The following is a 13,274-nucleotide window of genomic DNA, read 5'->3' as shown; positions in this document are numbered from 1 at the left end:
AATGGCCGCGCCCGTTGGATCCGGATTGCCGATGACGGATCGGGAGATCCGTGAAGATGACGCCGACGACCTGCTCGTCGAAGCGGCCGATTGGCTCGTCTGCCTGACGTCCGGCGCAGCGACGGACGATGATGCCGCGCGGCTCGCGGCATGGCGCGCCACCAGCCTGGCGCACGAGGCCGCCTTTCGTGAGATTGCCGGCGTGCGCAATTACGCCGTCGCGGCGAAGCACAACAAGCAGCCCGCCATGGTGAGCCGCCGCGCTGTTCTGGCCGGCGGCGGCACGGTGGCCGTCGCCGCACTGACGCTGGGCGTCGCCAGACCGCCGCTTGGCCTCTGGCCTTCCTTTGCCGAACTCACCGCGGATCATCGGACCGCTATCGGAGAGCGCTACGCATTTGCGCCCGTGAGCGGGGTGAAGGTGGAGATGAATTCCCGCACCGCCATTTCCCTGCTCGACACGACCCGCGACGGCGCCAACGGGATCAGCCTCGTGGTCGGCGAAGCCTTCATCACCGCCGGGGAGCGCGGTGCGCCGTTCCGGGTGAAGGCCGGTGCAGTGGAGGCCTCGACGCATCGCGCCAGCTTCAACGTCCAGCGCCTCGACGGCGGCGTTCGCGTCGCCTGTGTCGATGGAGAGGTGACATGCCGTGGAGGCGATCGGCCGCTCATGCTGCGCGCGAATGAACAGGTGTTTGTCGCAGCCGATGGCGGAACACGTCGCAGCGAGATCGACGGCGCCAAGGCGACGGCCTGGCGACGCGGCCTGCTGATCTTCGAAGGCGCTTCGCTGGCCGAAGTGGTCGACCAGATCAATCTCTACCGCTCGGGCAAGATCGTGCTCGCCAATGCGGCGCTGGGCGGCCTTGAGGTCAATGCGATCTTCCACACCAACCGGATCGAGGAAGCCGTCCCGCAGATCGAGCAATTGCTGAACCTGCGCGCCCGCCATCTTGCCGGCGGCGTGGTGGTGATGAGCTAACCCATTTCCGGCCATTCCCGCGCCTCGACCGCATACAATGATCCGAAAACGAGCCATGCATAGTAGCAATGATATGTTTTAGGATCTTTTATTGATTGCGCTTCATTGATATGATACCTATTCAGATCAATTGTCAGTCGATCGATCCGCAAAGGTATCAAATGGAAGACCGCACGTTGAAAGAGATCGGCGACCATCTTCGGCGCGCTCGGCAGGCCGCGCGGCTGACCCAGGAACAAGTCGCCGATCTCGCCGGCATATCACGCCCACGCTATCGCGACATTGAGACAGGGGCTGCGGCGGCGCGCGCCACGACATTGATCAACATCGCCCGGGCGGTCGGCCTTGAGATGATGCTGGTGCCCCAGGCGATGGCGCCGGCTGTGGCGGCGCTCTTACATCCGGAGACAGAGGACGATCGCCCAGCCTTCAGCCCGCAACCGGAAGAGCGGTGATGACAGCCTTGCCAACCGCTGAGACGATAACCTCTCTGGATGTGTTGCTGAAGGACGTGAAGGTCGGCACGATCGTCAGAACGCCCGGTGATTTCAGCGCCTTCAGCCTTGATCCGGCCTATCGCGCGACAGGCGGCGTTCCGGTTCTGAGCCTGTCCCTTCGCTCGGCCTCAGGGGATTTGCGTAAAGACCCGCGCCCCGTCTCTGGCGCCTTGCCGCCCTTTTTCGCCAATCTCCTGCCCGAAGACCGTTTGCGCGCAGCAATGGAGAAGCACCACGCCGGCACTGTGCGGCCAGGCAATGATTTTGATCTCCTGGCGGCGCTCGGCGCAGACTTGCCCGGCGCTGTGCGCGTATTGCCCTCTGACGGACAGGCCAGCGTCACGACGACAGCCTCACATGGGCCACGCAAGGCTCGTTTTTCGCTGGCGGGCGTGCAAATGAAGCTCTCGGTGATGAAGAACACCGGCAAGGGCGGAGGTCTGACGCTGCCGTTTGGTGACGGCGAAGGACAATATATCGCCAAGTTCCCATCCACCGCCTTTCCGGGCGTATCGGAAAACGAATTTGCCAATCTCGCGCTTGCCGAAGCAATCGGGATGGATGTCCCCGAGCGGGAGCTTCTCAGCCGCGACCAGTTTGAGGGGATACCCGGAGAATTTGAAACACTTGCAGAAGGCCTGGTTCTCCTCGTTCGCCGTTTCGATCGCACGGCGAATGGACAGCGCGTCCATATTGAAGATTTCGCGCAGATCTTCGGCCTTTATCCCGCACGTAAATATGACGGGGCCGCCTTCCACGACATCGCTTCGGTGCTGAACGTCGCAATCTCACCCTTCGCCGCGCTGGAATTCGTCCGCAGACTGACCCTCTCGGTTGTGATGGGCAACGGCGATATGCATCTCAAGAACTGGTCGTTGATCTATCCAGGTGCGGGCGACACCCCAGCACTGGCGCCGATCTACGACACGCTTTCGACGGTTCCCTATATTCCCTCAGATGGCCTAGCGCTGTCGCTTGGCGGTGAGCGATCGTTCAAGGCACTGGGTCCGGCTCGGTGGAAGGCCTTCGCCAATCGGGCAAGACTTCCAGAGCCCGCCGTGCTCAAAGCCGTGGCGGAGACAGTGCAGCGCATCGACGCGCATTGGTGGACCTTGCCAGCACGCGTCGTCGTTCCGCCAGCTGTGCTGGAGCGGATCGATGCGCATGTAAAAACCATGATGCCAATCCTGACGGATTGAGCGGCCTGGCGGGCTGACAAGGTTAATTATTTCGTTCCGATGACAGAATCCGTTTCGTTTGCAGCCGCCTCCGCTGGTCTTTCAGTCAGGAGGAAGTGATGTGAGCAACGGATTTCCAGGGGCGGGTCGACAGACTGTCCCGGATATCCCTCCCTTCCTCCGTCGGGGAGGTCGGCCGTGCCACTGGAAACGAAACAATTACGCTACGCCGTCCTCGCGGCGGAAATGAGGAGCTTTTCGAGGGCGGCGGCCCTGTTGCGAATCAAGCAGGCGACACTTAGTCGCAACGTCTTGCTGCTGGAGCACCGGCTCGGCGTGAAGCTTTTCGAGCGGCGAACGCGCGGTGCGACCCTGACGGCGGAAGCGCTGCCGATCATCGCGGCCGCCCGCCGTATCGTTAATGAGATCGACAATCTGCAAACGCGAGCGCGCGCGATGCGCAATGGCGATGCCGGCGAACTCACAATCGGGTTTTGCAGCTCGCTGACAGCGGGCGACCTGCGGTTTGCGATCGTAGAATTCCAGCGGCGCTTCCCGGACGTCCGACTGAACGGAGTCGAGCGCGATCGCTGCTTTCTCCATCATGCGCTTCATGCCGGCGTGATCGATCTCGCCGTCGTGACCGGCGAACTGGCAGATCCGGCCGTGAAACGACGGTCGCTTTGGTCCGAGCGCGTATTGGTCGCACTGCCGGAGGGTCATCCCCTCGTCGAAGCCGAACGGATCTATTGGCCCGATCTGCGACGCCAGACATTCGTGCTGGGAACGCAAGACCCTGGCCCGGACCTGATGCGGCTGATGCAAGCCCGACTGGCCGAGCCTGGCTTTCAACCCGAAGTCGAAACCCAGGATGTCAGCCGCGAGAATGTTCTGGCGATGGTCTCGGCAGGCTGGTTCCTTACCCTCGTTTCGGAATCGGCGCTGGGGGTCAATCATCCTGGCATCGTCTTCCGGGAGGTTCATGAACCGACCGGCCAGGCCCGGATCGACTATGGCTGCTACTGGCGCAGCGACGACACGAGCCCAGCGCTGCGGCGCTTCCTCGGCCTCATCCGCGAGCGCTATCCCGATGCCTGATCACGGCCCGGCCGGCGTCAGCAGATTTCCGAAGCGACTAGAAGGAGTGAACAGGATGCACGGCAAGACAGTGGCGGTCGCGATCATCGCGCTGGTAATCGGCTTTGGGTTCGGCTTCGTTCTGCGCCCGGCTATCCTGCCGATCGACGCGGCGAACCGGGAGGTCAGTGTGAACTTGCCACTCCCTTCGGCCGTGCCTCGCGGCACACAGTATTTCGCCGCCAATCTCGAAAAAGCCAGGAGTGTGGTCGACCGATGCCGGGATGGCAGCGTGCGTGGCGATGAATGCGCCAATGCCGAGACCGCCATTGTCGAGGCGGAGGGCAGGGAAAGGTTCGAAGCCTTCATGGGCCGATAACGGCGGAGAGGCTTGCGCGCATGGTTCCCGGCGCCATCTGTTCTTGTATTGCAATTTACGCTACATGCGCTAAATGGGATGTGGTTTGGAGATTCCCGATGCCCCGTCTAGCCGAGCGAAAAGATCATCCGCTTTCCATGCGGTTGCCTGACGCAGATATCGCGATCATCGACCGTGCGGCGATGCTGCGCGGGCGTTCTCGGACGGATTTCGTGCGAGACGCGGCGGTTCGGGCCGCCGAAGACGTGCTGATGGAGACCCTTCCGGTGCGCATGAGCGCGGCGAGTTTCGACGCTTTCATGGAAGCGTTGTCCGGGCCGCCGGTTCCTGTGCCGGAGATGATCGAACTGATCCGGCGTCCTGCGCCGTGGGAGACAAGTGCGACAAGCGAGGATTGAACCTTGGTTCTTTCCGGACCCGAGGCTCTCAGCGCCCAACACAACATCTCGGATTTTTCCTGCGGTAAACCGACACTTGACCGCTGGCTGAAGACGCGTGCGCTGTCGAACCAGGAAAAGGGATTTACAGCGGTCATCGTGGTGCATGAGCATTATCGCGTCGTCGGCTACTATGGGCTGGCGCCCACGGCTATCGTCCCCGGACGGCTGCCTCGATCGATCCGTACCGGCCAGCCGCCCGACCCGGTTCCCTGCCTGCTGCTCGGCCAACTTGCGACCGACGAACGGTGGACAGGCAAGGGTATTGGCACAGGGCTCGTCAAACATGCGCTTCAACGATGCGTCACGGCCGCTTCATTGATCGGCGGGCGTGCGCTCGTGGTGAACGCGGTGGATGATGACGCTGCGTCATTCTGGACCAGGCGAGGCTTCGTCGCCTCCAAGGATGATCCGCTGATATTGTTCCGTTCGGTTGCGGATATCGCGGCTTCGATCACTGCGGCCCATCACTGACATATCCCGCCGGTGGGTACGCACATCCGCTTGTTGGGAGATAGCAGTTTAGCCATACCTTTAGTTACGCGCGCTAATCACCGCACGAACGCTGCGCTACATTTCCCGCGCCTGACGGCGCGCTTTCGAGAACCCGCGATCCGTCGCCATAAACCGTTCCAGCATTGGGGCGATCAGCCGGACCGGGGCGACCGGCTGTGGCGCGCCGGTCGACTGAGCCAGCACGCGGCCATAATCCTCAAGATCGCGATGGATGGAGGCCGGCAATTCAATGGTGAGCCGGACCGGCTTGTCTTCGGCGAGATCGCCAAGTTTGAGCTTGGTCATCGTGTCTGTCTCCAGCGCTCCAGCACTAGATCGCGGCTCACGAGAACACGGACCGGGTAGCCGGGCCGCACCGTGAGCGTGGGCTGGATGTTGAGCTGGCGGCGGACAATGTCCTGACCCGCCTGGTTGATCGTATTCTGGCCGCCGTCGCGGATGGCGCGCGCGATGTCGTCATCCGAATCGGTCCCGAGTTCCGCGCCGATGCTGAGCAGCGTTGAAAGGCCTGCGGCGCGCAGGATGCCGCCCCAATGCTCGTTGACGCGGTCCTCGATGCCGGCATAGCCGGAGGCGTCGCCTGCGGGTTGGCGATCGAGAATGATCGAACGCCCATCGGGCAGGATCAGCCGGTTCCAGACCAGAAGTACGCGGCGCTGTCCGAACGCGACCTCCGCGTCATAGTCGCCGATCAACCGCGATCCTTGCGGAATGAGCAATGTGCGGCCTGTCGGACTGTCGTAGACGCTCTGTGTGACTTGGGCGGTGACCTGTCCAGGCAGATCGGAGCTGATCCCGGTGATGAGGGCGGCCGCGATCACGCTGCCTGCCTGCACGACATGGGGCGAGACCGGATCGACGAGGCGGCCGCTGTTGATGGTTCTGCTCTCCGGGCCGCGCTCGACGAACTCCCGCTTGGCGCGTTGCATGTTCGGCCCATCCGCCGGTTCCGGTGTCGCGGGTGTTGCCGCGCCGAGGGCCGCGAGATCGATACCGGGAACCGCCCCACCCGTGCCAGGGGCTTGAACTTGGACCGGAGCACCGGCCTGACCGCCCAGAAAGAGCCGGCTCGCGATGGCGGCTTCCCGTTCCTGCTCGGCACGCTGGGCCGCCAGCTCTTCCGGCGTCATGCCCTGCGCGCCGGGCGGCGACGCCATATCGGGAGCCGCTGCGTCCCCTTGTTGGGCGGCGAGAATCGGGCCGCCCAGATCGCCGGGGAGCGGCGCTCCGAGTTGAGGCACGCCAGGCGGCAACTGGCTATAGTCTCGCGGCGCCGCGGCGACCTGTTCGGTCACGGCTCGACTGTCGGTGTTGTAGAGTTCCTCGGGCGCTTGTCGGTCACGGCTCTGGAGCGCGAAGGTCAGAGCACCGCCCACGGCCAGGGCACCGACCGCACCCAGGGTTGCGATGGCTTTGCGCGACAGGCGCATGACGCGCGGCGGATCGCCGCGCAGCCGAAAGCCCGCAGGGTCCGCGAGCGGCTGAGGATCTTCCAGAAGCTGCTCGTCTCGCGGCTCTTGCGACGGCGCTTCGCGGGGACCGCGTTCCGCGTCTTCCGCCCCGCGATCGAATGTCGAAGGCGCCGCTGCATCATCCTGCCGTCCCGGCGCGTCGAGCGCCGCGCGGGGCTCGTGCGCGCTGCTCATCGCCGGGTCCTGCGCTGGCGCTGTCCGTCGTCGCGAACGATGCGGACGGTCTGCTGGCGCTCCCCGCCAAGACGGAGTTCGGCGGCCGCAAAGAGGCGATCGACGACCATATGGCGATCCGCCACACGATAGTTGACCAGCTCGCCGCCGCCTTCCGGACCGATTACGAACAACGGTGGCATTTCCCCTTGTGCGATACCGGCGGGAAACTCGATGAACACTTGCGCGCTGTCGTCGAACGCTCGAACCGGGCGCCAGGGCGCTTCGTCGCCCTCGATCCGATAGCGGAAGTTGAGCCGGGATACGTCGACGCCGGTGGCGACGGGTGTTGATGACGCGGCATGGCTGTTCTGCGCGCGCAACGCGATCAGGCGGTCGTGTGGATAGGTCCAGGAGACCGAGGCCATCCAGGTGGCCTGGGTGGCGCGCAGTTCGACATGATAGGTACGACGGTTGGTGTTTATGACCAGGTTGGTTGAAAGATCCGGCCGCGTTGGCTTCACGAGAATATGAACCCGAGCAGACGTCCCGGAGCCGCTCACCGTATCACCGATGATCCAGCGCACCGTGTCGCCGGCCGCAACCGGCCCGGGCCCAACGAGCTGTTCGCCTTCCTGCAGGGCGATATCGGTGACCTGTCCGGGTGCGGCATATACCTGATAGAGCGCGCCATCCGACCATGGGTAGACCTGGATCGCGTTGATGAAGCCGTCGCGCACTGGCTGCATCCGAGCCGCGGCATTGGCCTGGTTGACGCGTACCGAAGGGTCAGCGGGCTCGGGCGGCGCGCTGCTCTCGGTAACGGGCATCAATTGGCCGGGGAGCGGCAGCGGCTCCGGCACGGTGACGATCTCGACTGGCGCGGGAGGCGACGGCGTGTGAACGGCCGCGATGGCGGGCGCATCGTCGTAGCGGATTAAGGGCGGCTTCGCCGCGCTGGTGGCGCAGGCCGACAGCGTGGATACGGAAATCAGCAAAGCCGGAAGCACGTAGGTACAGCGCGACTGGCGAGGCGATGATGCGGATACGGTCATTGGCCCAGTTCCTTCGACCAGTTGATGGCGTTGACGTAGACGCCGAGCGGGTTCTTTCTCAGCCGTTCGGGATCGCGGGGCGGCTGCACGGCAACGGTGAGGATGGCTGACCAACGCTCGATCGCCGCAAGACTGCCGTCCTGATAGCGCCGCTCGATCCAGGCGACGCGGAAGCTGTCGGGCGAAGCTCTGATGACGCTGGAGATCTCGGTGGCGATCTGGATGCGGCCGACATTGGCGAATGGATCGTTCGTGCGCGCATAGTCATTGAGCGCCACGGCGCCCCGATCGGTGGTGAAGTCATAGGCGCGTAGCCAGTTCTCGCGCACGATCACCGGGTCGGCGGGAATGCTGCGGACCTGTTCGATAAACCGCGCCAGATGGAATGCGATCTGCGGATCGGTTGGCCGATAGTCTCCATTGGCCGGCGCGACGGTCTGGGCCTGGCCCAGTTTGTCGACCTCAACAATCCAGGGCGTAATCGTGCCGCGTGCGCCCTGCCAGACAAGGCCGCCCGCAAGTCCCGCGGACAGGGCGAGACAGCCGAAAGCGATTAGCCGCCAGTTCCGCGCCTGAACGCGCGCCGAGCCAATTCGGTCATCCCATGCCTGCGCGGCGCGTTGATAGGGTGTTTCCGGATCGACGGCCTTGCCGTAACGAATGGAGGGGCGCTTGAACATGAGCCGTCAGTCCTTTTGCTTGATGTCGGGCGACATGCCGCCGCCACCGCGATCGCCGGAGCGCACAGCGTGCGTGATCGCGGTAACGCCGCGTTGCAGCGCCTGTTGGCGCTTCATCGCCTGAGCCCATGCAGGCGGTGAACCGAGCGAAGAGCCGGGCGTGGCTGACGCTGTAGCCGGTGCGCTGCCCGAACCGCCGGGACCGCCCGAGATGGTCCCGCCGGATGCGGTGAAGCCAGCACGGGCGCCGGAGTGGAAGTTGGATTTCATGCTGTCGCCAGCCTTGGCGGCGGCTTTCCTGATCGGGGCCATAGCGGCCTTGGCCGCGCCGCCTGCGGCCGACTGGCCGACAGCGGAAAGCCCGCCCGCGACCGCGCCGGCACCGCTTTTCCCAAGCGATCCCAGGCTGTAGCTGCTCGCCGCGGCGCCAGCGGCGAAAGAACCGCCGCGCGCGGCGGCCGCGCCCGCCTTCAAGCCGCCGCCGATCGCGGAAGCGGCGCCGCCCGCCGCCACGCGGGCGCCCACCGCACCGCCGACTGCCATTCCGCCCACGGCAAGCGCGGTTCCGACTGCGGCGCCTGCGCCGAGCTGGGGTGCGCCGGACACAAGGCCGGTGGCGATGCCGGGTCCGAAGATCGAGAGGCCGAGAAGCGCGAGGGCGGCCAGCGCCACCGACATCGCCTGTTCCGCAGTCGGCATTTCGCCGAACGCGCTTTCGAACTGGGCGAAGAGGCCGGTGCCGATCCCGACGATGACGGCGAGCACCAGCACCTTGATACCGGAGGCGACGACATTGCCGAGCACCTTTTCGGCAAGGAAAGCCGTTTTGTTGAACAGTGCAAAGGGCAGCAGGACGAAGCCCGCGAGCGTGGTCAGCTTGAACTCTATGAGCGTGACGAAGAGCTGCACGCTGATGATGAAGAAGGCGATCAATATGATGACCCAGGCGATCAACAGGATCGCGATCTGGACGAAGTTGGTGAACAAGCCGACCGGGCCGGTCAGTTGTCCGGCAGCGTCGAGCAGCGGTTCGCCTGCATTGAACCCGGCGGCCGCGACGCTGCCCGGTTTCATGAAGTCGGCGAGGCTGATGCTGGCGCCGCTCGCCTTCAGCCCCAATCCAGCGAAGCTCTCGAATACGATTCCGGCGAGCGCGGAGAAGTTGCCGATGACGAAAGCGAAGAAGCCGACATAGAGCACCTTCTTCACAAGGCGGTGCATCACGTCCTCGTCGGCGCCCCAGGCCCAGAACAAGCCGGCGAGCGTGATGTCGATGACGATCAGTGTCGTGGAGAGGAAGGCGACCTCGCCCCCGAGCAGGCCGAAGCCGCTGTCGATGTAAGTGTTGAACGTGTCGAGGAAGGTATTGATGACGCCGGTGTCGTTCATGGCCGGTCATCCTCGCGTCCGAGGAAGCGGCGGCGATGTTCCTCCCAGGCCGCGTCACAGCCGGAATCCGGCATGGTGAGCGTGCGGCAACGGGCAAGCTCGTCGCGCAAGGGATCGTACGGCGCGAGATCTGTGGGCGATGGCAGAGGCGCGGCAGGTTTGCGCTCGTCCACCGCTATGGCGATAGCGGTCGCCATCAACAGGCCTCCGGCAAGCGCGACTCCGGCGATCCTGGCGCTGCGGCTCATGTGCGTTTCCCCTTCTCGATTATCGCCCGGTCACTGGCCGCTGCGGCGCATGAAACGGCGAAAATGCTCGCGGCCCTGCTCTTCGGTGGCGGCGTTGCGCGCGGATTCGAGCGCCTGGGCGCGGCCCTGCGCGGCGAGAAGCGCGGTGAGATCGGCGATCTGACGCGATTGCAGGGCAAGAAGCTGGTTGCCGGCCTGGGCCGCCTGAAGCGCGCCGGTCGCCGACTGGCTGGCGCCGACGATGTCCGCCATCGCCGTCTGCGAGCCTTCGATATTGCCGACGACGCCGGCCTGGACGCGGAGCGCATCCTCGAAGCTGCCGACACTGTCCCGCCAGCGCTCGCGGGCATTGGCGATCAGGGTCGCGTCGGACGCGCTCATATCGACATTACGATAGCGCGCGGTAAAGGCGTCCTCGATCGTCTTCACATCATAGGCGATGCGCTGCGCCTCGCTCAGCAACTGGCGGGTCTGCTGAATCTGCGCCTGAAGCTCGCCCAGGCTGCTGAACGGCAGCGAAGCGAGGTTGCGGGCCTCGTTGATGAGCGACGTCGCCTGCTGCTGGATCTGCTGTATCTGATTGTTGATCTGCTGGAGCGAGCGCGCCGCGGTCAGCACATTCTGCGCATAGTTGGTCGGGTCATAGACGATCCCGCCGAAGCCGAGCTGCGCGCTGGCAGGCTCTGGGACGGCTGTTAGACCCAGCATCGCGATGCCGACGATGATGCTGCGGCGCAGTTTATGACGTGTCATAGCGGATTCTCCTCTGTGAAAGCGGGCAGAAGGTCGGCCGCCCAGTTCAGACCGCGATGGCGCAGCCAGGCGTCGGCGAAGCCCTGCTGCCCATGGGCGTCCATCAGTTCGCCGATGGTGATCTGGTCGGTCTTGGAAGAGGCGGCCGCGAAAGCGAGCGCGACATCGCCGAGACCCAGCTCGAACAGCCGGTTGCCGCGTGGGGACTGGCAGTAATAATCCCGCTTGGGCGTCGAACGGGCCAGGATTTCGATCTGCCGGTCATTGAGACCGAAGGCGCGGTAGATGCGGGCGATCTGCGGCTCGAGCGCGCGTTCGTTGGGGAGCAGGATACGCGTCTTGCAGCTTTCGATGATCGCGGGCGCGACGCTGCTGTTCTCGATCTGGGCAAGCGACTGGGTGGCGAAGATGACGCTGGCGTTCTTCTTGCGCAGCGTCACCAGCCATGTGGAGAGCTGGCGGGCGAAGGCGGGCGAGTTCAGCGCCAGCCAGCCTTCGTCGATGATGATGAGCGTGGGGCTCCCATCGAGCCGCCCGGCGATGCGGTGGAAGAGATAGGACAAAACGGCGGGCGCCGCGCCACTGTCCATCAGCCCTTCGGTCTCGAACGCCTGCACCGAGGCGGTGCCGAGCCGTTCCTGTTCGGCATCCAGCAGCCGCCCCCAGGCGCCGCCCACGCACCATGGCGCAAGCGCCTGCTTCAGCTCTTGCGACTGGAGTAGCACGGCGAGCCCGGTGAGCGTTCGCTCGCCGGGCAGAGCGCTGGCGAGGGAGGTCAGGGCCGACCAGATATGGTCCTTGGCCTGCGGATCGACTGTCGCGCCTTCGGCTTCGAAGATGGCGGCAAGCCATTCGGCAGCCCAGGCTCGTTCGGCTGCATCATCGATCCGGGCCAGCGGCTGCAACAGGACGCCGCCTGTCTCCTCCGTGTCGCCATCCCGCGCAAACAGGCTTCCGCCGAGATCCTGCCAATCGCCTCCCATGCCGAGAGCCGCAGCACGGATACTGCCGCCGAAATCGAAGGCGAAAATCTGACTGCCGGGATAGCGCCGGAACTGGAGCGCCATGGTCGCGAGCAGCACGGATTTGCCCGCGCCGGTCGGGCCGACGACCAGCGTATGGCCGACGTCACCGACATGAAGCGACAGGCGGAACGGCGTACTGCCTTCGGTCTTGGCGAACAGCAGCGGCGGCGCCTTGAAATGCTCGTCGCGCGGCTGCCCCGCCCAGATCGCCGAGAGCGGGATCATGTGGGCAAGGTTCATCGTCGAGAGCGGCGGCTGCCGAACATTGGCATAGACATGACCGGGGAGCGATCCGAGCCAGGCCTCGATCGCGTTCATGCCTTCGGGGATGCAGGTGAAGTCGCGGCTCTGGACGATCTTTTCGACGAGACGCAGTTTCTCGGCGGCGATACCCGGGTCTTCATCCCAGACCGTGACAGTCGCGGTCACATAGGCCTGTCCCACATCATCGGCGCCCAGCTCCTGCAGCGCCGCATCGGCGTCCGCCGCCTTGTTCGATGCGTCGCTGTCCATGAGGACCGACGCCTCATTGGTCATCACCTCCTTGACGATGGCTGCGATGGATTTGCGCTTTGCGAACCATTGCCGCCGGATCTTCGACAGCAGCTTCGTCGCGTCGCCCTTGTCGAGCATGATGGCGCGGGTGGACCAGCGATAGGGAAAGGCGAGCCGGTTCAGTTCATCGAGAATCCCCGGCCAGGTCATTGTCGGAAATCCGATCACGGTGAGGACGCGCAGATGATGCCGGCCCAGCCGGGGCTCGAGACCGCCGGTCAGCGGCTCATCGGCCAGCAGCGTATCGAGATACATCGGGGTTTCGGGCACGCGGACCCGCTGGCGCCGGGTCGAGATCGTCGAGTGGAGATAGGTCAGAGTCTCCGCATCATCGAGCCAGGCGGATTCGGGCACGAACCCGTCGATCAGATTGAGAAGCTGGGCGCAGCGATCCGTGAAGCTCTTGACCAGTTCCCAGGGATCGACCCCGTCTTTGGCCTTGCCTTCGTAGAGCCAGCTTTCGGCGCGGGCCGCGTCCTCGGCGGGCGGCATCCAGAGCAGCGTGAGATAATAGCGGCTCTCGAAATGCGCGCCCGCGTCGACGAACTGGGCGCGGCGTTCCTCGTCGACCAGCGACGAGACCGGGTCGGGGAAGTCCGAAACGGGATAGTCGTCGGACGGGATGCGCTGGGCTTCGACGAAGATCGACCACCCCGATCCCAGGCGCCGGAGTGCATTGTTGAGCCGGTGGGTAACGCCCACCAGTTCAGACGGTGTGGCGGAATCAAGATCGGGGCCACGAAAACGCGCGGTGCGCTGGAATGAGCCGTCCTTGTTGAGGACGACGCCCTCGGCAATCAGAGCGGCCCAGGGCAGGAAGTCGCTGAGCCAGGCAGCGCGTTGGCGATATTCGGCGAGGTTCATCATGGTGTTGCTCC

The 13,274-nt window shown here is 64.6% G+C and carries 15 protein-coding genes; 7 read left to right on the top strand and 8 right to left on the bottom strand.

Annotated features, from left to right (window positions below; all coding sequences use genetic code 11):
- Nucleotide 1 precedes the first annotated feature (1 nt).
- From SKP52_RS19975 to SKP52_RS19945, 7 genes are all read left to right on the top strand, one after another.
- On the top strand, nt 2–982 hold the full coding sequence (locus SKP52_RS19975; RefSeq protein ID WP_039577952.1) for a FecR family protein: 981 nt from the start codon (nt 2–4) through the stop codon (nt 980–982).
- Between the two features lie 95 nt (nt 983–1,077).
- Nucleotides 1,078–1,437 carry a helix-turn-helix domain-containing protein gene (locus SKP52_RS19970; protein ID WP_228383710.1) on the top strand — a complete coding sequence of 120 codons (360 nt, stop codon included), beginning with the start codon at nt 1,078–1,080 and terminating at the stop codon, nt 1,435–1,437.
- Nucleotides 1,437–2,678, top strand: a complete 1,242-nt coding sequence (locus SKP52_RS19965) for a type II toxin-antitoxin system HipA family toxin (protein ID WP_039577949.1) — start codon at nt 1,437–1,439, stop codon at nt 2,676–2,678. The genes SKP52_RS19970 and SKP52_RS19965 overlap by 1 nt, the downstream gene beginning before the upstream one ends.
- A 177-nt stretch (nt 2,679–2,855) precedes the next feature.
- Nucleotides 2,856–3,755 (top strand): LysR family transcriptional regulator, encoded by a 900-nt coding sequence (locus SKP52_RS19960; protein WP_039577947.1) that lies wholly within the window; start codon nt 2,856–2,858, stop codon nt 3,753–3,755.
- Between the two features lie 55 nt (nt 3,756–3,810).
- The gene (locus SKP52_RS19955; protein ID WP_039577945.1) at nt 3,811–4,113 is read left to right on the top strand and encodes a hypothetical protein; all 303 of its coding nucleotides are present in this window, start codon (nt 3,811–3,813) and stop codon (nt 4,111–4,113) included.
- Nucleotides 4,114–4,133: 20 nt separating this feature from the next.
- On the top strand, nt 4,134–4,511 hold the full coding sequence (locus SKP52_RS19950; RefSeq protein ID WP_228383709.1) for a type II toxin-antitoxin system TacA family antitoxin: 378 nt from the start codon (nt 4,134–4,136) through the stop codon (nt 4,509–4,511).
- 3 nt (nt 4,512–4,514) lie between these two features.
- Nucleotides 4,515–5,024, top strand: coding sequence for a GNAT family N-acetyltransferase (locus SKP52_RS19945; protein ID WP_039577939.1), 510 nt, complete (start codon nt 4,515–4,517; stop codon nt 5,022–5,024).
- Nucleotides 5,025–5,120: 96 nt separating this feature from the next.
- Here SKP52_RS19945 and SKP52_RS19940 read toward each other — a convergent pair whose 3' ends face one another.
- Genes SKP52_RS19940 through trbE form a run of 8 tightly spaced genes read right to left on the bottom strand, consistent with a single transcriptional unit; the run spans nt 5,121 to nt 13,263 of the window.
- On the bottom strand, nt 5,121–5,351 hold the full coding sequence (locus SKP52_RS19940; protein ID WP_039577936.1) for a DUF2274 domain-containing protein: 231 nt from the start codon (nt 5,349–5,351) through the stop codon (nt 5,121–5,123).
- Nucleotides 5,348–6,712 (bottom strand): TrbI/VirB10 family protein, encoded by a 1,365-nt coding sequence (locus SKP52_RS19935; protein ID WP_081997453.1) that lies wholly within the window; start codon nt 6,710–6,712, stop codon nt 5,348–5,350. Before SKP52_RS19935 ends, SKP52_RS19940 begins: the two co-directional genes overlap by 4 nt.
- Complete coding sequence (gene trbG, locus SKP52_RS19930; RefSeq protein WP_052208611.1) at nt 6,709–7,746, bottom strand: P-type conjugative transfer protein TrbG; 1,038 nt, start codon at nt 7,744–7,746, stop codon at nt 6,709–6,711. Before trbG ends, SKP52_RS19935 begins: the two co-directional genes overlap by 4 nt.
- Nucleotides 7,743–8,426 (bottom strand): conjugal transfer protein TrbF, encoded by a 684-nt coding sequence (gene trbF, locus SKP52_RS19925; protein WP_039577933.1) that lies wholly within the window; start codon nt 8,424–8,426, stop codon nt 7,743–7,745. The genes trbG and trbF overlap by 4 nt, the downstream gene beginning before the upstream one ends.
- A gap of 6 nt (nt 8,427–8,432) precedes the next feature.
- Entirely contained in the window at nt 8,433–9,815 is a 1,383-nt protein-coding gene (gene trbL, locus SKP52_RS19920) for a P-type conjugative transfer protein TrbL (RefSeq protein WP_039577930.1), read from the bottom strand.
- Nucleotides 9,812–10,063, bottom strand: a complete 252-nt coding sequence (gene trbK-alt, locus SKP52_RS19915; RefSeq protein WP_039577927.1) for a putative entry exclusion protein TrbK-alt — start codon at nt 10,061–10,063, stop codon at nt 9,812–9,814. The genes trbL and trbK-alt overlap by 4 nt, the downstream gene beginning before the upstream one ends.
- Before the next feature lie 30 nt (nt 10,064–10,093).
- Complete coding sequence (gene trbJ, locus SKP52_RS19910; RefSeq protein WP_039577925.1) at nt 10,094–10,816, bottom strand: P-type conjugative transfer protein TrbJ; 723 nt, start codon at nt 10,814–10,816, stop codon at nt 10,094–10,096.
- Nucleotides 10,813–13,263 carry a conjugal transfer protein TrbE gene (gene trbE, locus SKP52_RS19905; protein WP_039577923.1) on the bottom strand — a complete coding sequence of 817 codons (2,451 nt, stop codon included), beginning with the start codon at nt 13,261–13,263 and terminating at the stop codon, nt 10,813–10,815. The genes trbJ and trbE overlap by 4 nt, the downstream gene beginning before the upstream one ends.
- Nucleotides 13,264–13,274: the final 11 nt, after the last annotated feature.

This window comes from Sphingopyxis fribergensis, assembly GCF_000803645.1.
GTDB classification, from domain to species: domain Bacteria; phylum Pseudomonadota; class Alphaproteobacteria; order Sphingomonadales; family Sphingomonadaceae; genus Sphingopyxis; species Sphingopyxis fribergensis.
Note: the sequence above shows the minus strand (reverse complement) of the source record. Positions and strands in the feature narration are given on the sequence as shown.

Excerpts from the sequence above, each read along its gene's own strand:
- trbG (WP_052208611.1), bottom strand. The coding sequence starts at position 7,746 with ATGACCGTATCCGCATCATCGCCTCGCCAGTCGCGCTGTACCTACGTG.
- trbF (WP_039577933.1), bottom strand. The coding sequence starts at position 8,426 with ATGTTCAAGCGCCCCTCCATTCGTTACGGCAAGGCCGTCGATCCGGAA.
- SKP52_RS19955 (WP_039577945.1), top strand. The coding sequence starts at position 3,811 with ATGCACGGCAAGACAGTGGCGGTCGCGATCATCGCGCTGGTAATCGGC.
- trbK-alt (WP_039577927.1), bottom strand. The coding sequence starts at position 10,063 with ATGAGCCGCAGCGCCAGGATCGCCGGAGTCGCGCTTGCCGGAGGCCTG.
- SKP52_RS19965 (WP_039577949.1), top strand. The coding sequence starts at position 1,437 with ATGACAGCCTTGCCAACCGCTGAGACGATAACCTCTCTGGATGTGTTG.
- trbL (WP_039577930.1), bottom strand. The coding sequence starts at position 9,815 with ATGAACGACACCGGCGTCATCAATACCTTCCTCGACACGTTCAACACT.
- SKP52_RS19940 (WP_039577936.1), bottom strand. The coding sequence starts at position 5,351 with ATGACCAAGCTCAAACTTGGCGATCTCGCCGAAGACAAGCCGGTCCGG.
- trbE (WP_039577923.1), bottom strand. The coding sequence starts at position 13,263 with ATGATGAACCTCGCCGAATATCGCCAACGCGCTGCCTGGCTCAGCGAC.
- SKP52_RS19975 (WP_039577952.1), top strand. The coding sequence starts at position 2 with ATGGCCGCGCCCGTTGGATCCGGATTGCCGATGACGGATCGGGAGATC.
- trbJ (WP_039577925.1), bottom strand. The coding sequence starts at position 10,816 with ATGACACGTCATAAACTGCGCCGCAGCATCATCGTCGGCATCGCGATG.
- SKP52_RS19950 (WP_228383709.1), top strand. The coding sequence starts at position 4,134 with ATGGTTCCCGGCGCCATCTGTTCTTGTATTGCAATTTACGCTACATGC.
- SKP52_RS19935 (WP_081997453.1), bottom strand. The coding sequence starts at position 6,712 with ATGAGCAGCGCGCACGAGCCCCGCGCGGCGCTCGACGCGCCGGGACGG.